Annotated in this window: 20 protein-coding genes; 5 read left to right on the top strand and 15 right to left on the bottom strand. The window is 62.6% G+C overall.

The window, feature by feature from the left end; genetic code table 11:
- Nucleotides 1–88 precede the first annotated feature (88 nt).
- The 5 genes from HT585_RS12500 to speB all read right to left on the bottom strand — a co-directional run bounded on the left by HT585_RS12500 (nt 89) and on the right by speB (nt 4,569).
- Nucleotides 89–1,168 (bottom strand): ABC transporter substrate-binding protein, encoded by a 1,080-nt coding sequence (locus HT585_RS12500; protein ID WP_176353175.1) that lies wholly within the window; start codon nt 1,166–1,168, stop codon nt 89–91.
- 73 nt (nt 1,169–1,241) lie between these two features.
- Complete coding sequence (locus HT585_RS12505; RefSeq protein WP_176353176.1) at nt 1,242–1,889, bottom strand: amino acid ABC transporter permease; 648 nt, start codon at nt 1,887–1,889, stop codon at nt 1,242–1,244.
- Nucleotides 1,886–2,554 (bottom strand): amino acid ABC transporter permease, encoded by a 669-nt coding sequence (locus HT585_RS12510; protein ID WP_176353177.1) that lies wholly within the window; start codon nt 2,552–2,554, stop codon nt 1,886–1,888. Before HT585_RS12510 ends, HT585_RS12505 begins: the two co-directional genes overlap by 4 nt.
- Nucleotides 2,555–2,617: 63 nt before the next feature.
- Nucleotides 2,618–3,412 (bottom strand): transporter substrate-binding domain-containing protein, encoded by a 795-nt coding sequence (locus tag HT585_RS12515; protein ID WP_176353178.1) that lies wholly within the window; start codon nt 3,410–3,412, stop codon nt 2,618–2,620.
- A 95-nt stretch (nt 3,413–3,507) separates the two neighbouring features.
- On the bottom strand, nt 3,508–4,569 hold the full coding sequence (gene speB / locus HT585_RS12520; RefSeq protein WP_176353179.1) for an agmatinase: 1,062 nt from the start codon (nt 4,567–4,569) through the stop codon (nt 3,508–3,510).
- A gap of 221 nt (nt 4,570–4,790) precedes the next feature.
- Here speB and HT585_RS12525 point away from each other — a divergent pair, with 221 nt between their 5' ends.
- A complete protein-coding gene (locus tag HT585_RS12525) occupies nt 4,791–5,837 on the top strand; it encodes a LysR substrate-binding domain-containing protein (protein ID WP_173423860.1) in 1,047 nt (348 codons plus the stop codon).
- Between the two features lie 17 nt (nt 5,838–5,854).
- Nucleotides 5,855–7,033: an aminotransferase gene (locus HT585_RS12530; RefSeq protein ID WP_176353180.1), complete on the top strand. Its 1,179-nt coding sequence runs from the start codon at nt 5,855–5,857 to the stop codon at nt 7,031–7,033.
- 6 nt (nt 7,034–7,039) lie between these two features.
- Here HT585_RS12530 and HT585_RS12535 read toward each other — a convergent pair whose 3' ends face one another.
- The 7 genes from HT585_RS12535 to HT585_RS12565 form a co-directional block, all read right to left on the bottom strand.
- A complete protein-coding gene (locus HT585_RS12535; RefSeq protein WP_176353295.1) occupies nt 7,040–7,885 on the bottom strand; it encodes a DMT family transporter in 846 nt (281 codons plus the stop codon).
- Between the two features lie 225 nt (nt 7,886–8,110).
- A complete protein-coding gene (locus HT585_RS12540) occupies nt 8,111–9,544 on the bottom strand; it encodes an aldehyde dehydrogenase family protein (RefSeq protein ID WP_176353181.1) in 1,434 nt (477 codons plus the stop codon).
- A gap of 16 nt (nt 9,545–9,560) precedes the next feature.
- Nucleotides 9,561–10,295 (bottom strand): MBL fold metallo-hydrolase, encoded by a 735-nt coding sequence (locus HT585_RS12545; RefSeq protein ID WP_176353182.1) that lies wholly within the window; start codon nt 10,293–10,295, stop codon nt 9,561–9,563.
- Nucleotides 10,296–10,299: 4 nt separating this feature from the next.
- Nucleotides 10,300–11,400 carry an ABC transporter ATP-binding protein gene (locus HT585_RS12550; RefSeq protein ID WP_176353183.1) on the bottom strand — a complete coding sequence of 367 codons (1,101 nt, stop codon included), beginning with the start codon at nt 11,398–11,400 and terminating at the stop codon, nt 10,300–10,302.
- Nucleotides 11,397–12,188, bottom strand: coding sequence for an ABC transporter permease (locus tag HT585_RS12555; RefSeq protein WP_176353184.1), 792 nt, complete (start codon nt 12,186–12,188; stop codon nt 11,397–11,399). Before HT585_RS12555 ends, HT585_RS12550 begins: the two co-directional genes overlap by 4 nt.
- Complete coding sequence (locus HT585_RS12560) at nt 12,188–13,051, bottom strand: ABC transporter permease (RefSeq protein WP_176353185.1); 864 nt, start codon at nt 13,049–13,051, stop codon at nt 12,188–12,190. The genes HT585_RS12555 and HT585_RS12560 overlap by 1 nt, the downstream gene beginning before the upstream one ends.
- Before the next feature lie 123 nt (nt 13,052–13,174).
- The gene (locus tag HT585_RS12565; protein WP_425513738.1) at nt 13,175–14,269 is read right to left on the bottom strand and encodes an ABC transporter substrate-binding protein; all 1,095 of its coding nucleotides are present in this window, start codon (nt 14,267–14,269) and stop codon (nt 13,175–13,177) included.
- A 117-nt stretch (nt 14,270–14,386) separates the two neighbouring features.
- On the opposite strand from HT585_RS12565, the gene HT585_RS12570 reads away from it, so the two are divergent.
- Nucleotides 14,387–15,004, top strand: coding sequence for a TetR/AcrR family transcriptional regulator (locus HT585_RS12570; RefSeq protein ID WP_176353187.1), 618 nt, complete (start codon nt 14,387–14,389; stop codon nt 15,002–15,004).
- A gap of 27 nt (nt 15,005–15,031) precedes the next feature.
- Nucleotides 15,032–15,424, top strand: coding sequence for a YybH family protein (locus HT585_RS12575; RefSeq protein ID WP_176353188.1), 393 nt, complete (start codon nt 15,032–15,034; stop codon nt 15,422–15,424).
- Between the two features lie 13 nt (nt 15,425–15,437).
- Here HT585_RS12575 and HT585_RS12580 read toward each other — a convergent pair whose 3' ends face one another.
- Together HT585_RS12580 and HT585_RS12585 are read right to left on the bottom strand one after the other, a co-directional pair.
- Entirely contained in the window at nt 15,438–15,587 is a 150-nt protein-coding gene (locus HT585_RS12580; RefSeq protein WP_176353189.1) for a hypothetical protein, read from the bottom strand.
- A 133-nt stretch (nt 15,588–15,720) separates the two neighbouring features.
- Nucleotides 15,721–16,635 carry a transglutaminase-like domain-containing protein gene (locus tag HT585_RS12585; RefSeq protein ID WP_176353190.1) on the bottom strand — a complete coding sequence of 305 codons (915 nt, stop codon included), beginning with the start codon at nt 16,633–16,635 and terminating at the stop codon, nt 15,721–15,723.
- A gap of 474 nt (nt 16,636–17,109) precedes the next feature.
- On the opposite strand from HT585_RS12585, the gene HT585_RS12590 reads away from it, so the two are divergent.
- Entirely contained in the window at nt 17,110–18,948 is a 1,839-nt protein-coding gene (locus HT585_RS12590; protein WP_176353191.1) for a PAS domain-containing sensor histidine kinase, read from the top strand.
- A 79-nt stretch (nt 18,949–19,027) separates the two neighbouring features.
- Here HT585_RS12590 and HT585_RS12595 read toward each other — a convergent pair whose 3' ends face one another.
- Entirely contained in the window at nt 19,028–19,447 is a 420-nt protein-coding gene (locus tag HT585_RS12595; protein ID WP_343213965.1) for a response regulator, read from the bottom strand.
- Nucleotides 19,448–19,613: the final 166 nt, after the last annotated feature.

Raw genomic sequence — 19,613 nt, forward strand, 5'->3', positions numbered from 1 at the left:
AGGGGTAAGGGCGGGGAGTTGCCGGTTGGGCCCTCCCCGTCGTTAATCATGCATCCTCCCCGTGAAGCGAGGAGGTTGACCGTTGCAATCAGCCGACGATCAGCTCGGTCCACTTCTGGTTCAGCCAGTCAGACTTGGACTGGTAGAGGTCGTAGCGCGGCACGATCGGCTCGATATCCGACGAAACGGCTGCGAACTCCTTGTCCGTCAGGTCGGTGACTTCGCGCTTGACGGTCGGCGACGTGCCGACCTTGCGCGAGAGTGTCGCCTGGATCGACGGCTGGCACATGTAGTCGATGAAGATATGGGCTTCCTCGGACTTCTGGGAAGCGCGCGACAGCGCCCAGCAACCGGAATCCTGTATGCCGCCCTCCTTCGGGAAAGTCGAGCGCACCGGATTGCCGTCGGCAGCCGCAAGACCTGTCACGTCGTGGTAATACTGGCCCATCGGGATTTCGCCCGACTTCAGCGACTGCTCGAACTGCGCTTCGTCGCGATACCAGAGCCGGACGTTCGGCTTCACCTCGGCGAGCTTTTCGAAGACCTTGAGGATTCCTTCTTCGGTATCGAGCGCATTGGTGCCGCCGAAGAAGGTCTTGGCCGTCACTTCGAGCAGGAACGAGTTGGAAACGAGCGCCAGCAGGCCGAGCTTGTCGGCGTTTGCCGGATCCCAGAACGCGGCCCAGGAGGTCGGCGCTTCCTTGTAGACGTCGGTGTTGGTGACGAGCGTGATGTACCAGGAGACGGCGCCGATGCCGGCAACGCGTCCGTCAGGGTACTTGTTGACGAAGCGGTCGAGCAGGTTCGAAGCGTTCTTGATCTTCGCCATGTCGATCGGCGTCCACAGCTCGGTCGACTGGCCCTTCAGCATCGCCACTTGCGACATCATAGAAACGTCGGCAGGCGCCTGGCCGGCGCGAGCGGCCTGTTCCAGCTGAACGAGCCAGGCTTCGCCGGTCGGCTCGGCGATCGATTCGACAGCGATGCCTGTCGCCTTGGTGAATTCCGGGAAGATGTTCTTGTCGAACGAGGTTTTGAAGTAGCCGCCGTAAACGCCGACCTTCAGCGACTTGTCCTGAGCGCGCAGCACCGAGGGCATCGCCAGCATCGAGGCGCCGGCAAGGCCTGCGCCAAGCAGCGTGCGGCGCTTGATGGAAGTTGTGATCATCGTCTGTCTCCTTTGTTTCGGCGGTGATCCGCCTTGTTCCCTGTTCTCGTTGATTTCTTGCACATTTTCGGTCTCAGTGCGCGGGTATTTTGCGCTCCAGCATGCGTGCATATTGTGTCAGCGGATAACACAGCACGAAGAAGATCACCGCGACCAGCCCATAGACCGTGAAAGGTTCGAAGGTTGCATTATTGATCGCATTCGCGGTTCTGAGAAGCTCCTCGAAGCCGATGATCGACGTCAGCGCCGTGCTCTTGATGAGCTGGACGAGAAAGCCCACGATCGGCGGCCGGGTGATCGCAAACGCCTGCGGCAGGATCACGAGCCGCAGTTCCTGCAGGCGGTGCAGGCCGAGGCTGGCGCCGGCATCCCACTGGCCGAGCGGCAGTGCCTCGACGCCACCGCGCCAGATCTCGGCGAGATAGGCGCTGGCATAGAAGGTCAGCCCCAGGGCCGCAGCCGTCCACGGCTCGATGCGAAAGCCGAGCATCGGCAGGCCGAAGAACATCAGGAACAGCTGCATCAACAAGGGCGTGCCCTGAAACAGCGCGATGTAGCCCGAGCCGAAGCGGCGCAGCCACTTCTGTTTCGAGATGCGGGCAAACAGGATCAGCAGGCCGACCGCAGCGCCGCCGGCAAAGGCGACAGCCGACAGAAGCACCGTCCAGCGGGTGGCGAACACCAGGTTGCGCAGGATGTCCCAGAAGGTGAATTCGATCATGACACGCCCGCTCCCAGCACGCGCCTGCCGCCGGCGACAAACAGGCGCCGGATCGCCATCGACAAAGCGAGATAGATCAGCGTGACGACGAAATAGGTCTCGAAGGAACGGAAAGTGCGTGCCTGCAAGAGGTCGGCCTCATGGGCAAGCTCGCGCACCGCGATCTGCGACACGACGGCCGATTCCAGCATCATGATGATCACCTGGCTGATGAGGGCCGGAAAGATGACCTTCAGCGCCTGCGGCAGGATGATCTTGACGAACACCTGACGTGGCCTGAGGCCGAGCGCAAAGGCCGCCTCGCCCTGGCCCTTCGGCACGGCGTCGAGGCCGGCACCGACGATCTCGGTGGTGTAGGCCGCCATGTTGAGCGTCATCGCCAGGATCGCGGCAACGACCGGATCGAGCCTGATGCCGATGCTCGGCAGACCGAAGTAGATGAAGAACAGCTGCACCAGAAACGGCGTGTTGCGGATCACTTCGACATAGACGGCAACCGCCTTGCGCAGGATGCCGTAGCGACTGCGGCGGGCGGCAGCGAAGAGAATGCTGATCACGATGCCGAACACCGTGGTGCAGGCGATCAGGAAGAGCGTCATCGCGGCGCCGTGGGCAATTGCGCCCGCGGCATCCCGAAGCCACCCGAAATCGAGGCTGTAACCCATCGTCGCAACCTTTCCCCGAAAGGCCCACGGAGACGCCAAGTCCCCGTGGGCGTCAAGAGCGGATTAGTCCTTGAGGTTTTCGGGGTTGAGCGGCGTCTTCAGCCAGGCCTCGGAGCTGGCGTTCAGCTTGCCGTCGGCCAGCATCTTGGCAACGGCGTCGTTGACGGCCGTCTTCAGCGCTTCCTCGTTCTTGTTGAGGCCGATATGCGACGGCGAGGTCAGGAGCTGGAACTTCTGCTCCGGCTTCAGCGCTTCCTGGCGGGCAAGCACCTGCGCGCCGACGTCGTTGCCGACGACCATCAGCTGGGTCTGGCCGGAGATGAACGCCTGGATCACGGCATTGTAGTTGTCGAAGCGCTGGATCGCAGCGCTCGACGGCGCGGCCTCGGTCAACGAAGTATCTTCCAGCGTGCCGCGGTTGACGGCAATGGTCTTGTCGGCAAGATCTTCCTTGCCGGCGACCTTGAGGTCCGCCGGGCCGATGACGGCGATGTAGTAAGGCGCGTAGGCGGCTGCGAAGTCGATCACTTCGGCGCGCTCCTTGGAGAAGCCGACGCTCATCAGGATGTCGACGCGCTTGTCGTTGAGATAGGGAATGCGGTTCTGGCCGGTAACGCTGACGAGGTTCAGCTTGACGCCGAGGCCGTCGGCGATCTGCTGGGCAACGTCCACGTCATAACCCTTGATGCTCATGTCGGCGCTGGCCGAGGAGAAGGGCGGGAAATCCGAGAAGATGCCGACCTTGATCTCGCCGGCCGATTTGATGTCGGCGAGCGCGTCGGCACGCGCGATACCGGTTGCGGCGCCCAGCATCAGGGCGGCGGCGAAGGCTGTTTTCATTGTTTTCTGAAGTGTCATTGTCGTTCCCCTGTCTGGAAGCATTGTTGATTGTGGGCATTTTCTGGCCGGCTGCCGCTTCCAGTCCGGCAGCCGACGAATCTTTCTCTTATGTGTCAGGCCGACTTGCCGGTCACGGCAGGGCTGAACACCATGAGGCTGAGGATCTCGAACAGTACCTGGGCGCCAGCATGCGCCGTGTTGGTCGTCGCATCATATTGCGGCGCGACCTCGACGACATCACCGCCGACAAGATTGACGCCCTTGAAGCCGCGGATCAGTTCCAGCACTTCGCGGGTGGTGAGGCCGCCGACTTCAGGCGTGCCGGTGCCGGGCGCAAAGCTCGGGTCGAGGCTGTCGATGTCGAAGGAGAGATAGGTCGGGCCGTCGCCGACGATCTTCTTCGCCTTCTCGATGATGGCCGGGATGCCGAGACCGGTCACTTCCTCCGCATGGATCACGGTCATGCCGGACTCGTAGGAGAACTCCCAGAGATACTCGGCCGAGCCGCGGATACCGATCTGCACGACGCGGGTCGGATCGAGCACACCGTCGAGCACCGCGTTGCGGAACGGGCCGCCATGGTGGAATTTTGTGAGGTCGTAGGCGCCGCCAGTGTCGCAATGGGCATCGATGTGGATCATGCCGACAGGCTTTTTCTTGCCGACGGCCTTCAGGATCGGGTGGGTGATCGAATGGTCGCCACCGACAGACAACGGGATGACGCCGGCATCGACGATCTGGTTGATGCGCTTCTCGATATCGTCATGGCTGAGCTCCAGCCGGTAGCGGCTCTGGAAGGGCACGTCACCGATATCGGCGACGCGCAATTCATGAACCGGCGCGCAGCCGAGCACATGATTGTAGGGGCCGATCCGCTCGATCGAGCGCAGCGCCCGCGGTCCGAAGCGCGAGCCCGGGCGGTTTGTGACGCCGAGATCCATGGGAATGCCGACGATCGCGACCTGCAGATTGCCGAAATCGGGCTCGTCGGCATCGATGGCCATGTGCGGGGCGGTCAGGAAGGTCGGAATGCCGGAATAGGGCGCAAGGCGGGTGCCGCTCTTGGTGAAGATCTTGTCGGCAACGCGGCGGAAAGTCGGGTCGAACAGCTCGCCGCCATGGCTTTCGCCGTATTTCGCCTTGAGTTCGCCAAGCTTCTTATCGTCCCAGGCCATCCACAATCCTCCGTCATGTCAGCCGGGGAATGCGCGCAAAGGCGCCACAGATCAGCATCTGCGGATGGGGCCGGTTCTGTCCGGCGCTATCAAGTTCCCCAGGCTTTTTGCCTTTGTTGAACACCATTAGGTGACAAATCCGCTGGAAAATCAATTGACATTGTTATAGCGTTTCGTGTGAGAAAAATTCACATCACTTGACCTCGCCGGAACCCGCAGATTTGTCCAGCCGCCTGCCACCCCTGAACCCCTTGCGTGCCTTCGAGGCGACGGCGCGCCGTGGTTCGGTGTCGGCGGCCGCCCGCGAACTCAATGTGACGCACGGCGCCATCAGCCACCAGATCCGCGCGCTCGAACTGTCGATCAATGCCACGCTGTTCGAACGCGGCGGCAAGCGGTTGAAGCTGACGCCGCAGGGCGCACTGCTGCTGCCGGCCGTCACCCACGCCTTTGCCGAGATCGCGGCGGCGACCGCCGCCATGACGCGACCGACCACCAGCGGCGAGTTGCGCATCACCTGCGTGCCCGCCCTTCTCTCGTTCTGGCTGATCCCGCGCCTGCATCTCTTCACCGAGCAGTTTCCCGACGTGCGCCTGACGCTGATCGCTTCCAACGACGCAGCCTATCTCGATGCGTCGGATGTCGACGTCTGCCTGATCTATGGCGACGGCAACTGGCCGGGCTGCTGGTCGAAACTCTGGAGCCGTCTCGCCCTCTTCCCGGTGGTCAGCCCGACTTTGCTTAACATGCGACCGCTGCGCTCCGTGCGCGACTTGCGCGACCACGTGATGCTGCACGGCGACGACGGACGCGAATGGAACACCTGGCTGGCAGCCGCCGACGCCAGCGACCTGCAGCGCGGCCGCCAGCACTTCATGAGCGACGCCCGGCTTTCGACCGAGGCGGCCCTTCACAATCAGGGCGTCGCCCTTGGCGACACCATCACCGCCGGAAGCCTGATCGCCCGCGGCGAACTGATCGCCCCCTTCGACCTGACGGTTCCGGCCAACGATGCCTTCTACGTCGCCTGTCGCAACGAAGTGCTGGCCGCCCCGATCGTGCGCATCTTCATCGACTGGATGTTCTCGGCGCTCGAAAACGACCCGATGCCGGAACTGCAGACCTCGGCGCGCACGATTATTCGCAGCCGAGCCTCGAAATCCGAGCCGACAGATCGTAAATCGGTGCAGGACGGCTTTCAGCCGGTTTCAGCTCCGGCCCGCGGCCGGCGTATGGAACGCCCCCAGAAACGCAAGAACAAAGCCTGAGCCATAGGAACTCCGCCATGCCGCATTTCAATCCGCTCGTCGAAAAGCTCTCGCCGCCGCCCGTCCCCTCGGTGCTCGCCTGGGCGAAAAGCTATGATGGCTCCCGTGGGCCGCTGATCGACCTGTCGCAGGCGGTACCCGGCTATCCTGCGCATCCGGACATGCTGGCCTGGCTCGGCGAAGCGGCCGCCTCGACCGCCTATACCGGCTATGGCGCGATCGAGGGCGAAGCGGTGCTGCGTGAGGCGTATGCCGAACATGTGGCAGGCCTCTATGGGGCAGCGATCACCGCCGACAACATCCACGTCACCTCGGGCTGCAACCAGGCCTTCATCTGTACCGCGATGGCAATTGCCTCGGCCGGCGACACGATCCTGATGACCAACCCCTACTACTTCAACCAGGAAACAACGCTTTCCATGCTCGGCATCAATGTCGAGCTGGTGCCGTGCGACGCCGGTCACGGCTTCCTGCCGGAGGTAGACGCGATTGCTGCTGCGCTGCGGCCGGGTATTCGCGCGCTTGCGCTGGTCTCGCCGAACAATCCGACCGGCGCGATCTATCCGCCGGAGCTTCTGTCGCGCATCCACCAGGCCTGCCGCACCAACGGTACATGGCTGATCCTCGACGAAACCTATCGCGACTTCCTGCCCGACGCCGGCGCGGCACCGCACGGTCTGCTGCAGACGGAAGGCTGGCAGGACAGCTTCATCGGCCTCTACAGCTTCTCCAAATCCTTCTGCATTCCGGGCCATAGGCTCGGCGCGATCACGGCCGGGTCGGCACTCGTCGACCAGGTCACCAAGATCATGGACAATCTGCAGATATGCGCGCCGCGCTCGGCCCAGGCCGCGGTCGCAAAAGCCATTCCGGCACTTGCCGATTGGCGCCTTGGCAATCGTGCCGAGATCGCCACACGTGCCGATGCGCTGCGCGACGTCATGAGCCGGCTGCCGCAATGGAAGCTGCAGGCGATCGGCGCGTACTTCGCCTATATTCGCCATCCCTTCCCGGATATCGATTCGCAGTTCGTGGCCGAGAAGCTGGCGAAACTCGCCGGCGTCGTCTGCCTGCCGGGCGACTATTTTGGCGAGGGCCAGGAAAACTATCTGCGCTTCGCCTTTGCCAACGCCGATGCGGACACGATCCGCCAATTGGAAGAACGGCTCGCCGGCTTCAACCTGCCCGGATTGTAACAGGGACTAGCCCCGGCGGGCGATCAGGATGCCGATGAGCACGATCGCCCCGCCGATTGCCTGCATCAGCCCGACCGGCTCGGACAGCAGGATCCAGGCGAGGATGGCTGCGACCACCGGCTGCAGCAACAGCGTCAGCGACGAAAACGCCGGCGGCAGATAGGCGAGCGCATAGGTGATCGCCACCTGCCCGCCCGCGTGGCTGACGAAGGCAAGGCCGAACAGCATCGACCAGCCGAAGAGCGTCGGCGGTATCAGCGTCGGTTCGGACAAAAGCACGATCGGCAGCATGCAGATGGCGGCCGAGGCCGTGCTCCAGACCATGATGCGGATGGTGCTGAAGAGGCTGCGCAGCCGGCCGATCGCCAGGATATAGCCGGCATAGAACATGGCCGCGATAACGGCGACGCCGTCGCCGAGCAGGTTGCCGTCGCCAAGCGCCATCGGCCCGCCCTTCAGCGTGATGACGCCGACAACCGCCGTCACAAGCCCGATGGCAAAGACGGCGCTGATGCGGGCGCGGAAAAGCAGCCAGCTCACAAGCGTCACGAACACAGGGGCAAGATTGGCAAGCAGCGTGGCATTGGCGACCGACGTCTTGGTCAGCGCATAGTGCCAGGCGGCAAGATCGATCGCCAGGAATACGCCGGGCAGCACCAGCAGCGCATATTCCGAGAGCTTCTCGGGCCGCCGATCCGACGCGGGCGCGCCGCGAAACCAGGACCAGGCAAGAAGGGGGATCAGCGCCAGCGCCACGCGCCAGAAAGCCGTCGCCATCGGCCCGACCTCGGACAGACGCACGAAGATCGGCGAGCCGCCGATCGCAGCCCCGCCGATCAGCAGAGCGGCCATGGCAAGACGGTTATGGGATGAGGCGGTGGCGGATACTGGGGTCACGGCAATGTCGCTATTCTGCTGGCGGGCGATCAAGGCCCTTAGAAAGGCAGCTAGCAGAAGACCGGCATCGGCGACAGTCGCTAGAAATCACCCGATGCAACAAACGCGGCCGCCGTGCAGAAGCACCGGCAGCCGCAAACTTGCTTCATCTCGCGCCTTCCGGCGCGATGCTTCGCCGTGTCAGGCAGCGTCGGGAATGTGCACGGTCTTGACCTCGAGGAAATCCTCAAGGCCGAACATGCCACCTTCACGACCGTTGCCGGATTGCTTGTAGCCGCCGAACGGGCTGCCGTAGCGATGCGGCCCGCCATTGATGTGGACCATGCCGGCGCGCAGGCGCGACGCCACCCGTTCGGCCCGCTTCGGGTCGCCGGTCTGCACATAGGCGGCAAGGCCGTAATTGGTGTCGTTGGCGATCGCGATCGCCTCCTCCTCGGTATCGAAGGGGATGATCGCCAGCACCGGTCCGAACACCTCCTCGCGGGCGATGCGCATGGTGTTGTTGACGTCGGCAAAGATCGTCGGCTTGACGAAGTAGCCGGTCTCGAAACCCTCCGGCTTGCCGGCACCACCGACGACAAGACGCGCGCCCTCGGCGATGCCCGCCTCGATCAGCGTCTGCACCCGGCCGAATTGCACGTCGCTGACGAGCGGACCGATGTGGCTGCCCTCCTTGGTGGGATCACCGACCGCGGCCTCGCGGCCGACACGGCCAGCGATCTCGACGACCTTGTCGTAGACGCTACGCTCGACCAGCATGCGCGTCGGGGCGTCGCAGGACTGCCCGGAATTGTTGAAGCATTCGAGCACGCTGCCGGCGACACGATCTTCGAGGTCGGCATCGGCAAAGACGATGTTCGGCGACTTGCCGCCGAGTTCCAGCGTCACGCGCTTGACCGTTTCGGCCGCATCCTTGCTGACGGCGATGCCGGCGCGCGTCGAGCCGGTGAACGACATCATGTCGATATCGCGGTGCTTAGACAGCGCCGCGCCGGCATGGATGCCGTCGCCATTGACGAGGTTAAAGACGCCGGCGGGAAAGCCTGCCTCGTCGATCATCTCGGCATAGAGCATGGCGTTGAGCGGCGTGAATTCGCTCGGCTTCAGGACGCAGGTCGAGCCGGTCGCAAGGGCTGGCACGACCTTGAGCGCGATCTGGTTGATCGGCCAATTCCAAGGCGTGATCAGGCCGCACACACCGATCGGCTCGCGCAGGATCACATCGCCGTTCGGCAACGTGTCGCGTGTCTTCAGCCGCTTCAACGCATCGATGAAGCCCTGAAGATGGCCGACGCCGACATCCGCCTGCTGTTCGCGCGTCATCGTCTTGGGCGCACCGAGTTCCATGGTGATGGTAGCGACCATCTCGTCATAGCGGCGCTTGTAGATCGAAAGCAGCTTTTCGAGCAGCGCCAGCCGCTCGTCGACGCTGGTGCGGCTATAGGTGGCAAACGCCTTTTTCGCAGCGGCAACCGCATGATCGATGTCCGCAGCTGTGCCCATCGAGATCACCGCAACAGGTTTCTCGGTCGCCGGGTTCAGCACCTCCAGATCGTTGGGCGTGATCGGATCAACCCATTGGCCATCGATGTAAAACTTCCTCTTGTCGAGCATGCGCTCCTCCTTCCCGTCAGATTGTCTTTTCTTTCTCCGCGAGCCAGTCCTTGATGAGCGCGTGATAGCGCTCGCCGGAAAAGCTCGGAAAATGTCCGCCGTGGACGATACGCGCCGGAATGCGCAGCAACCGTTCCATCGACGCCAGATAGTCGTCGGCATTGGCGTGGTAGGTGTCCTCGATCAACGGCCCGTCGTAGAGGATGTCGCCGGAAAAGAGCACACCGGTCTTCTCCTCCCAGAGAGCGATGCCGCCGGGCGAATGGCCGGGCGTGTGGATCACTTCGAAGGTCCGGTCGCCAAGATCGATATGATCGCCGTCTTCGAGCAGCCGCGTCGCCGGCGCCGCCTTCACGGCATAGCTGGTCGAGACGTAGGGTTCCGGCGGGAGCGCGTCGAAGATCTCGTCGGCAACATAGGGGTCGGCCAGCGTGTTCCGGCGCGTCGGATGCGCCAGCAAATCCGCCTCGGCCGCGTGCACGCAGCGGCACTCGAATTCGTGGTGGCAGCCGATATGGTCGAAATGCGTGTGGCTGGCGACGGCCGTCAGGGGGCGTTCGGTGACCAGCGGCACCCATTCGCGCAGCGACACCACGCCCATGCCGCTGTCGACCAGCATGTCACGGTCGCGTCCGCGCACATGCCAGATGTTGCAGCGATAGAACTCCTGGATGAAGGGTTCGCAGATGTAGGTGACATCGGCGCCGAGACGCTTCACCTGATACCAGTCTTTCGAAGCAATTCGCCGCATTTTGCTACAGGGTTGCGCTTGCGGCCGGCAAGGCTACGACGTCGGCGGCCCGCACCGCAAGGGGGACGATCTCGCCGTCGCGGACATCAGAGGATTGCGGCAGGTGCGCCACCAGCGCATCGCCGTCGGTGGCGCAGGGCTGGAGGTGGCAACGGTAGTGCGTGCCGAAAAAGGCGCTGCCGGCAACTCGGGCATCGCCGAGGGCGAACATCGGATCGTCCGATTTCTCCGCACCGCGAAAATGCTCCGGCCGGATGGTGAGCGTGATCGCGTCACCGGCCTTGGGTGCCTTCGCGGTGAAATTGGCCGCGGGAAGCGCCAGGCTTCCGAGCGTGGTTTCGACCTCGGCCGACGATGCGTCGGCGGCGCGCACGCGACCGGGAACGAAATTGACCTCACCCATGAAACCCGCCGAAAACAGCGAGCGCGGCCGCATGTAGATCTGTGACGGCGGGCCGAAATCCTCGATCCGGCCCTGGTTCATAACGACGATGCGGTCGGCGATCGCCATCGCCTCTTCCTGGTCGTGGGTCACATGCACGAAGGTCGTGCCGACCCGCTTCTGGATCGCCTTCAGCTCGTCCTGCATCTGGCGGCGAAGCTTCAGGTCCAAGGCGCCGAGCGGTTCGTCGAGCAGCAGCACTTCCGGGTCGACCGCCAGCGCCCGGGCAAGCGCCACGCGCTGACGCTGGCCGCCGGAAAGCTCGTGCGGCCGCTTGCCGGCGGACGCCTTGAGACCGACGAGGTCGAGAAAGCCGAGCGCCTTTTCGTCCCGCTCCGCCTTGCCGAGGCCGCGCATGCGGAGCCCGAAGCCGACATTGTCGACGAGGCGCATATGCGGAAACAGCGCATAGTCCTGAAACATCGTCGTCGTCGGGCGCTTGGCCGGCGTCACGAAGGTCATGTCGCGATCGCCGATGACGACGCGGCCCGAGCTTGGCGACAGGAACCCGCCGAGAATGGAAAGAAGCGTGGTCTTGCCGCAACCCGAGGGGCCGAGCAGCACGATGAATTCCCCTGCCCGGATATCGAGCGAAACCTTGTCGAGCGCCGTGAAGTGGCCGAACGTTTTGCTGACGTTTTCGATCGAGACGGGAGCGGTCATTGTTTCTTCGTCCTTCCGAACAGGGAAAACTCGAGGATCAGCAGCAGCGCCACCGACGCGAGGAAAACCAGCGAGCCGATGGCATTGGTCTTGGGGTTGAGGCCGGAGCGCAGCATGCTCCAGATCTCGACGGGCAAGGTCACGTCGAAGCGCGACAGCAGGAAGGCGATGATGAACTCGTCCCAGCTGAAGGTGACCGACAGGAAGAAGGCCGCCAATATGGATGGCATCAGCATCGGTGCCGTCACCAGGGCCATCACCTTGAAATCACTGGCGCCGAGATCGCGCGCTGCCCGCTCGATGTTGATCTGGTGATCGCCCATCGAGGCATAGATGATGGCAAAGCAGAGCGGCAGGTTGATCACAACGTGGCCGATGCCGACCGTCAGGAGAGACAGCGGCATATGCAGCGCGTTGAGCAGCGCCAGCAGCCCGAGCGCGATGATCAGATAGCTGACCGTCATCGGCGCAATCAGCAGGCCCCTTTGCAGGGCCGAGCCCGGCAGCTTGTAGCGCGCCAGCGAATAGGCGGCGAGAAAACCGAGCACGCAGGAGACCATGGAGGACGAAATGGCGACCAGCATCGAATTGCCGAGCGCTGCCATCAGCTTGCGGTCGGCGAAAACGGCCTCGTACCATTGCGTGGAAAAGCCGTTGAACGGCGGCACCGGCAGCCGCCCGTCCTGGAAGGAGAACAGCACCAGCACCGCGACCGGAAGGAAGATGAAGGCGTAAACGAGGGCAAGGTAGGCCCAGGACACGCTGCCGATGAAAACTCTGCGCAGCATCACGCCCTCTCGATCTTCAGCCAACGGGCACAGAGCACGTAAGCGACGGTGACGGCCAGCATCAGGATGATCGAAAGCGCCGCGGCCATCGGGAAATCGGCACGCCTGCCGAGTTGCAGCATGATGATCTGCGGCAGAACCAGCTCGTTGTTGCCGCCCAGGATCTGCGGGGTCACGTAGTCGCCGATGCACAGCACGAAGGTCAGGAACGCGCCGGTCATGATGCCGGGCAACGTCAGCGGCAAGACCACATGCCAGAAGGTCTGAAAGGCGTTGGCGCCTAAATCGGCGGCCGCGCGACGATAATTCGGCGAGAGCTGGATCAGGTTTGAATAGATGGTCAGCGTCAACAGCATGACGAAGAAATGCACGAAGCCGATCACGGTTGCCGTCCGCGTGCTGGCGATCGCGAGCTGCTCGGCAATCAGCCCGGCGCTGGTCAGCATCTGGTTGATGACGCCGTTCTTCGACAGCACCAGGAGCCAGGAGTAGGAGCGAACGACATAGGAGGTCCAGAACGGCAGGATCGCCAGGATCAGCGCCATGCGCTGAAACCGCTTGGGCACGCGCTCGGCGATGATCCACGCGAGCGGATAGGCAAGCAGCACCGAAAGCACCGTGACGATGACGGTGATTTCGAGGGAATTGATGAGCCCCTGCAACAACGCGCTTTCAGAAAAGAAACGCAGATAATTGTCGAGGTTCCAGACGCGGACGATCTCCCGCCCCTCGCGCTTCCACAGGCTCATCGCCGCCATGAACAGGAAGGGGACGACGAAGAAGGCGAGCGTCCACAACAGCGCCGGCGCTGCAAAGCCCCAGGCCTTTCGACGGTCGGCATCTTCAAGGGTTGTCGCAGTCATGAAGGCTCCAGATTTGCGTGCCGCGACCGAGTGTTGGGCGCAGTCCACCGTCCCGCGGCCTGGCGGGCGGCGATCAGGCTGAAGGGCCGGCGAACGCTGCATGCGTCCCCCGGCCATCCGGCGTTATTGCTGCAGCATCTCGGTCCAGGCATCCTGGAACTGCTGATCGAGTTCGGTCGACGGGATCGGATAGAGCTGTGTCTTTTTCAGGTATTCGGCTTGTTCATTGAAGCGCAGCGCCGCCTTTTGCGGGTCGGTCAGATGCTCGCCTGCCTTGCTGTTTGCCGGCATCGCCCAGTAACAGGAGGATGTGGCAAGCCGGGCCTGGCCTTCGGGGCTGACGATATACTGCACGAATTTCAATGCCAGATCCTGCTTGGTCGAATCCTTCATCACGCCGATCGACTGCGCCCAGCGCACCGCCCCCTGCTCCGGGATCGTCCAGTCGAGGTTCGGCTTGTCGGCCGAAAGCACCGCCGTGATCCATTCGCCGCCGCCAACCAGAATATCGACTTCGCCGGTTGCCAGCGCCGTCTGCGAAGACACGACGTCGCTGACCTGCTTCGACATCGACCGCATTTCCGCCAGCTTCTCCTTGAGCGCCGGCATGTCGGCCTCGGAAAGCTCAGCGGTCTTCTTGCCAAGGCCAAGCCCGGCAAGGCCGATCATCGGAAGGTAGTAGTCATAGAGCGCGATGCGCCCCTTGTACTTGTCGGAGAAGACAACCGACAGATCCTGCATGTCTTTCGGATCAACCTTGGACTTGTCGTAGGAGACGGTGTTGTAGCCGAATTTTTCCGTGACGGCATAGGTCTTGCCGTCCTTGGTGTTGTTGGCCTCCATCCGGACCTCGGGGAAGATATCGGCCGTCGGCAGCGCGCCGGCCGGCATTTCGGCGAGCAGGTCGAGGTCGATGGCGCGGTGAACGTCGACGCCGTCGATCACAAGCACGTCCCAGTCGCCCGGGCGTGACTGGTCGAGGATCGAGAGCGCCGCCCCGGTGCCCTCATAGACCTTGAGGTTGACCTTGACGTCGTTGGCTTTCTCAAACGGTTCGACCAAGGCCGGATCCGTGTGGTCGCACCAGACAAGCGCATTGAGTTCTTCGGTGGCAAAGGCCGACGCCGGAACCGAGACGAACGAGGCGGCAACGATCGCGCTTCCGGCGACCGAGGAGAAAAACCGGCGCAGGTGCGCGCCGTCACGAAGTGACTGCATCATGCTGTTGCCCTCTTGTTTTGACGCTCGTTTCGGCGTCTTCAAAAAAAGATTGAATGAATTCATTTTTTAAGTCAATCTCAATTTTGAGGACATTCAGAAATCGGGAAAATGCATATGACAGGGCTGCGCGCACGGCAGAAAGCCGACCGGAACAGACGTATCCTGGACGCCGCTGCCCTGTTGTTTCGCGAGGTCGGCTACGACAGCGCCCGCATCGAGGACATTGCCGAGCGGGCCGAAGTGTCGGTCGGCACCTTCTACAATTACTATGAGAACAAGGGCGACATCCTGGTCGCCACCGTCTCCATGGAAGTCGAGGAAGTGCTAGCCGCCGGCCGCACCATCGTCGACAATCCGCCCTCCTCCGTGGAAGGCGCGCTGGAGGCTCTGATCGGGCAATATTACGATCACTCGCTCGTCTATCTCAGCAAGGAGATGTGGCGCACGGCGATGGCGATCTCGATCCAGCAGCCGAAGAGCCCCTTCAGCAAGCGCTACACCGAACTCGACCGCCGGCTTTGCGATCAGGTCGCGACGCTTATCCACAAGCTGCAGGTCAAGGGCCTTGTTACGCCCGGCACCGATGTTCGCGCCGTCGGCGAGATGCTGTTCAACAATCTCAATCTGATGTTCATCGAATTCGCAAAGGACGAGGCGATGCCGCTCGATGAGTTGAAGGCGCGCGTTACCCGACAGAACCGGCCGCTCGCAACACTGATCGCAGCGCCCTGATCAAACCCCGACATGAAGAGAGTATCGATGCAGGACACGGAAAAGACGGTCCTCGACGCCGCCGATCGGCTCGTAGAAGCCTTTGCCCGCCATGATGTGGACGCCTATTTCTCGGCGTTCGCGCCGAATGCCACCTTCATTTTCCACAATCTCGACCGCCCTTTGCGCAGCCGCGCCGAGTATGAAGCGGAATGGGCGTTGTGGGAGACCCGCGACAGCTTTCGCGTCCGCGCCTGCCGATCCAGCGACCGGCATGTGCAGGTGATGGGCAATGTCGCAGTCTTCACCCACGGGGTCAGAACCGAGCTTGAGATCGGTGGCGAGCCGCTAATGTCGGAAGAGAGGGAAACGATCGTGTTCGAACGGGATGGAACCGGCGCCTGGCTGGCGGTGCACGAACATCTGTCGCGCGCCGGCTGATATTGCCAGGGTGCTAAAGCGCGCCGATGACCACGGCGGAGATGAAACAGAACGCAGCCACGAAGGCGATCGCGTGGGGAAAAAGGCTGATTGGCGAGCGGCGCGGTGGGGCCGCCGCGTAAAACGCATATCGGGACTGGATCGTCGGCTTTGCAGCGTTCATCGCGTCTCTCCGTCGTTCAGGTCGGAAACAGGACCGTCAATAGTCATGTTCTCCGATATTCTCGATTGGGTTTATAGATATTATTTTCTCCGATCCACCCCGAAAGTGAAAAATCGTCCGCCGACCGCCCGCGTCAGTGCCGATCGCGGTCGCGCTCCTGCACATGTTTGGACCAGCTTTCGCTGAACCACGGCGTCAGCAACGACACATTGGCTTTGCGATGGGAGCGATTGAGACCGACGTCGGCCTCAACGCAGGTCCACACCGTAAAGGCCGTCAGTTCGTGTTTTCCGAAGGTCTGGATCAGCGGAATGTCGGCGGCATCGCGGCCACGGGCGACGGCGATGCGCCCTGCGCGGCGCATATTGTTCTTGGCGTCGAACGTATGCCAGCGGTCACCGAGAAAGACTTCGAACCAGGCATTGAAATCCATCGGCGCCATCCTCTCCTCACCTTCGAGGTCGGCCATGTAGCCGTTGACGTAGCGCGCCGGCATGTTCATGCAGCGGCAGAGAGCGATGGCAAGATGCGCATAGTCGCGGCTGACGCCGAGACGATCCTCATGGGCTTCGAGTGCGCTTCGCATCGCCTGGGCATAACCATAGCTGAACACGAGGCGCTCGTGCACATAGTCGCAGATCGCCTGCACCCGCGACCAGCCGGGGGGCACCTCTCCGAACAGCCTCCAGGCAAGCGCGCCCAGCCGATCAGTCTCGCAATAGCGGCTGGCGGCGAGATAGGGCAGCGTGTTGGGCGGCAGCTTTTCGACGGGAACGGCCGGCGCCAGCGGATCGGACGGGTCGGGCCGACCATCGTCCTCCATGACGGCATCGTATGTGAGCGTGAAATCGCCTTCCGGCGCGATCATGCGCAGGCAGGCGTTCTTGTGCGGATCGACAACCTCCTCCATCTTGACGATCGGCGAGTTCACAGGCCCGCGCTCGCGCCTGATATCGGGTCGTCTTTCGGCAACCACCGAAAGGTAAGTCATCATCGGCGTCGGCTGGGGGCAGCGGATGCCGATCTCATAGCCAAAGCGTACGAACATCTCCAACCTCCCTCGTTCGGCAGGAATGTTTCGCGACCCCCTTTGTTCCCTCAAGATCGGGACAAATCCGTGCTGCATACGCACACAAGAAAACGCTGAAATACGAGGGATCGCAGGCTCGACAAAGGTCTAGATATCGATGGCTCAGGCTGACGGGAAGCCCGGCCAACCCCTTGCCCTCGGCCGACACAGGCCCGGGTCGAGCCTGCCCATTCCGACAACAATTCTAGGCCCGAACGCCGCAGGCGACAACCGCATTCGCCGGTGTCGTCCAGCCGAAGTCGGGCAGACCGGGCTCGGCATCTGCTGCCGGCAGGAAAGTCTAAACCGGCACATGACATCTGGCGAAACTCGCCTATATTGGCGCGAAAGCGGCAGAAGTGCCGACAAATCAAATGTTTGGAACCGTCGATGACCGCCCCTTTGTTCCCGAAGGCAGATACGAGACCGCCCGGAAAACTTGGCTCCAGCAAAATGTACGCGCAATTTCAAACCTTCGACTGGTCCGCAACGGCGCTCGGAGCCGTCGACGTCTGGCCCTCGGCGCTGACGATGACCCTCAGGATGATGTTCTCGTCGCCGGTCGCAATGGCTGTGCTTGCCGGCCGTGACGGCGTGATGATCTACAACGACGCCTATATCGAGATCGCCGGCAAGCGCCATCCCGATTGCTTCGGTCAATCGGTGTTGACCACATGGCCGGAGGTTGCCGCCTTCAACCGCCAGATCATTGCCGATGTCTTTGCCGGTGAAACCGCATCCTTCGAGGATGCGCCGCTGACCTTCTATCGCAACGGTGCTGCCGAAGATGTCTGGCTCGATCTGGACTACAGCCCTGTTGTCGATGACGATGGCAGCACAATCGCCGTGCTTGCCATTCTCGCGGAAACGACCAAGCGGGTGAAAGCGGAAAAAGCCCTTCGCGACAACCAGGAACGCCTGTCGCTGGCGCTCAGCGCCTCCGGCGTCGTCGGCATCTGGGATTGGCGCGTCAGGGAAGACCGGGTCTACGCCGACGAACGTTTTTCCGACCTCTTCCATGTGCCGCGGGAGCTGGCCCGCGACGGTGCGCCGATATCGGCCTATCTCGCGTCCATCCATCCGGATGATGTCGCAAGCCTTGAAGCGGCTATGACCCGGGCCATTGAAACCGGCGAAAACCTCACGTCGGAATACCGGATCGTCCAGCCGGAAGGTGGCGTGCGCTGGGTGCTTGCCGAAGGGCGGCCGGCGCTCGACGAGCATGGCATCTGCGTCCGCTTTCCAGGCGTTGCCGTCGATATTACCGAGCATAAGGCAGCCGTCGAGGCGCATGCCCGATCCGAGGCGGCCTTTCGAACGCTCGCAAACGCCATGCCGCAAATGGTCTGGTCGACCCGGCCCGACGGCTATCACGATTATTACAACGCCCGCTGGTACGAATTCACCGGCGTGCCGGAAAACTCGACCGATGGCGAAGGCTGGAACGGCATGTTCCACGAGGAAGACCAGGAGCGCGCCTGGGCGAGTTGGCGCCATTCTCTGGAAACGGGCGACCCCTATCAGATCGAGTATCGCCTGCGCCACCACAGCGGCGTCTACCGCTGGGTGCTGGGACGGGCCCTTGCGATCCGTGACGACCGCGGACGCATCACCCGCTGGTACGGCACCTGCACCGATATTCACGACACCAAGATGGCCGCCGCCGAGCGTGAGGTGGTCGCCCACGAGCTCAGCCACCGCATCAAGAACATCTTCTCCGTGCTCAGCAGCATCATCAGCCTGTCCGCGCGCTCGAAGCCCGATGCCCAGCCCTTTGCCCTGGAACTGCGCAAGCGCATCGAGGCGATGGGGCGGGCGCATGATTTCGTGCGCCCTCACAGCCAGGCCTCGCGGCCGGTGCCGGTCGAACAGTCGATCTTCGGGCTGGTCGAGGAATTGCTGGTTCCCTACGGTAACGCTGAAGAACGCATCAGTGTCAGCGGTGAAGACATCCAGCTTGGCGACAGTGCCGCCACGCCGCTAGCGCTTCTGCTGCACGAACTGGCGACGAATGCGGCAAAGTATGGCGCGCTTTCTGGCGATGCGGGCAAGCTCGCAATCAGCGGCCGGCAGCATGAAACCGACTATATCCTGGAGTGGCGCGAGCATGGCGGAACAGGTGCGATCGGCGAACCCGATCAGGAAGGCTTCGGATCGCGGCTGATGAGAATCAGTGTCGAGGGCCAGCTCGGCGGCAAGCTCGTCAGGCGCTGGGAGCCGGATGGCGTGCACGTGACGGTGACGATGCCCCGCGCAGCGGTTACGCGAACAAACCGCCTTTCCGGTCAGTAGGACCGAAACACCAGGAGAAAGGCGCAGAAAGGCGCCGCCCTTGATTGCCCTTGCAGTCGGGGGCACAGGATCTCAGCGCTCAGGCGAACAGCTTCAGCCGCTCCGGCGGCTCGGCCTCAAGCGTGTGGCGGCGCGCGACGGCATAACTGACGGCCTGCTTCATCTCATGATCGGCAACGGGCTTGCTGATGACGCCGACCGTTCCGGGAACGCCGTCCCCGAGTTGCGCCGGATTGGCTGTCATGTAGAGCACGGTGATGCCGTGTTCGGCGGCGAGCATCCGTCCGATGTCCTTGCCGGTCGGCCCATCCCTCAGGTTGAGATCGACAAGCGCGACTTCCGCCATCGGAGCAAGGCTGATCGCGGTTGCCTGATCGGCAGCGATGCCCACTGGACGATGCCCGAGCTCCGAGACCACGTATTCGATTTCGGTCGCGACGAGAAACTCGTCTTCAACAATCAATACTCTGCAAGCCATATCAACTTTCCAACGCTTCACTTCGTGGCATTGGCGGAACCGTCTCCCAAGGTTTCCGGCGTATGCCTGTTAAACTTCAACGGTACAACGCACCATTGTCCAGCAGGGTTCCCCCTGATTTCAATCGCGACATGCCGTTCTGCACAAGAAGGGAAGCCCGAACGATGCGGACATATCTTCGGGCGAC

Source organism: Ensifer oleiphilus (assembly GCF_013371465.1).
GTDB lineage: Bacteria > Pseudomonadota > Alphaproteobacteria > Rhizobiales > Rhizobiaceae > Ensifer > Ensifer oleiphilus.

Coding starts and splice junctions, on each gene's coding strand:
- HT585_RS12500 (WP_176353175.1), bottom strand. CDS start 1,168: ATGATCACAACTTCCATCAAGCGCCGCACGCTGCTTGGCGCAGGCCTT.
- HT585_RS12505 (WP_176353176.1), bottom strand. CDS start 1,889: ATGATCGAATTCACCTTCTGGGACATCCTGCGCAACCTGGTGTTCGCC.
- HT585_RS12510 (WP_176353177.1), bottom strand. CDS start 2,554: ATGGGTTACAGCCTCGATTTCGGGTGGCTTCGGGATGCCGCGGGCGCA.
- HT585_RS12515 (WP_176353178.1), bottom strand. CDS start 3,412: ATGACACTTCAGAAAACAATGAAAACAGCCTTCGCCGCCGCCCTGATG.
- speB (WP_176353179.1), bottom strand. CDS start 4,569: ATGGCCTGGGACGATAAGAAGCTTGGCGAACTCAAGGCGAAATACGGC.
- HT585_RS12530 (WP_176353180.1), top strand. CDS start 5,855: ATGCCGCATTTCAATCCGCTCGTCGAAAAGCTCTCGCCGCCGCCCGTC.
- HT585_RS12535 (WP_176353295.1), bottom strand. CDS start 7,885: ATGGCCGCTCTGCTGATCGGCGGGGCTGCGATCGGCGGCTCGCCGATC.
- HT585_RS12540 (WP_176353181.1), bottom strand. CDS start 9,544: ATGCTCGACAAGAGGAAGTTTTACATCGATGGCCAATGGGTTGATCCG.
- HT585_RS12545 (WP_176353182.1), bottom strand. CDS start 10,295: ATGCGGCGAATTGCTTCGAAAGACTGGTATCAGGTGAAGCGTCTCGGC.
- HT585_RS12550 (WP_176353183.1), bottom strand. CDS start 11,400: ATGACCGCTCCCGTCTCGATCGAAAACGTCAGCAAAACGTTCGGCCAC.
- HT585_RS12555 (WP_176353184.1), bottom strand. CDS start 12,188: ATGCTGCGCAGAGTTTTCATCGGCAGCGTGTCCTGGGCCTACCTTGCC.
- HT585_RS12560 (WP_176353185.1), bottom strand. CDS start 13,051: ATGACTGCGACAACCCTTGAAGATGCCGACCGTCGAAAGGCCTGGGGC.
- HT585_RS12565 (WP_425513738.1), bottom strand. CDS start 14,269: ATGCAGTCACTTCGTGACGGCGCGCACCTGCGCCGGTTTTTCTCCTCG.
- HT585_RS12570 (WP_176353187.1), top strand. CDS start 14,387: ATGACAGGGCTGCGCGCACGGCAGAAAGCCGACCGGAACAGACGTATC.
- HT585_RS12575 (WP_176353188.1), top strand. CDS start 15,032: ATGCAGGACACGGAAAAGACGGTCCTCGACGCCGCCGATCGGCTCGTA.
- HT585_RS12580 (WP_176353189.1), bottom strand. CDS start 15,587: ATGAACGCTGCAAAGCCGACGATCCAGTCCCGATATGCGTTTTACGCG.
- HT585_RS12585 (WP_176353190.1), bottom strand. CDS start 16,635: ATGTTCGTACGCTTTGGCTATGAGATCGGCATCCGCTGCCCCCAGCCG.
- HT585_RS12590 (WP_176353191.1), top strand. CDS start 17,110: ATGTACGCGCAATTTCAAACCTTCGACTGGTCCGCAACGGCGCTCGGA.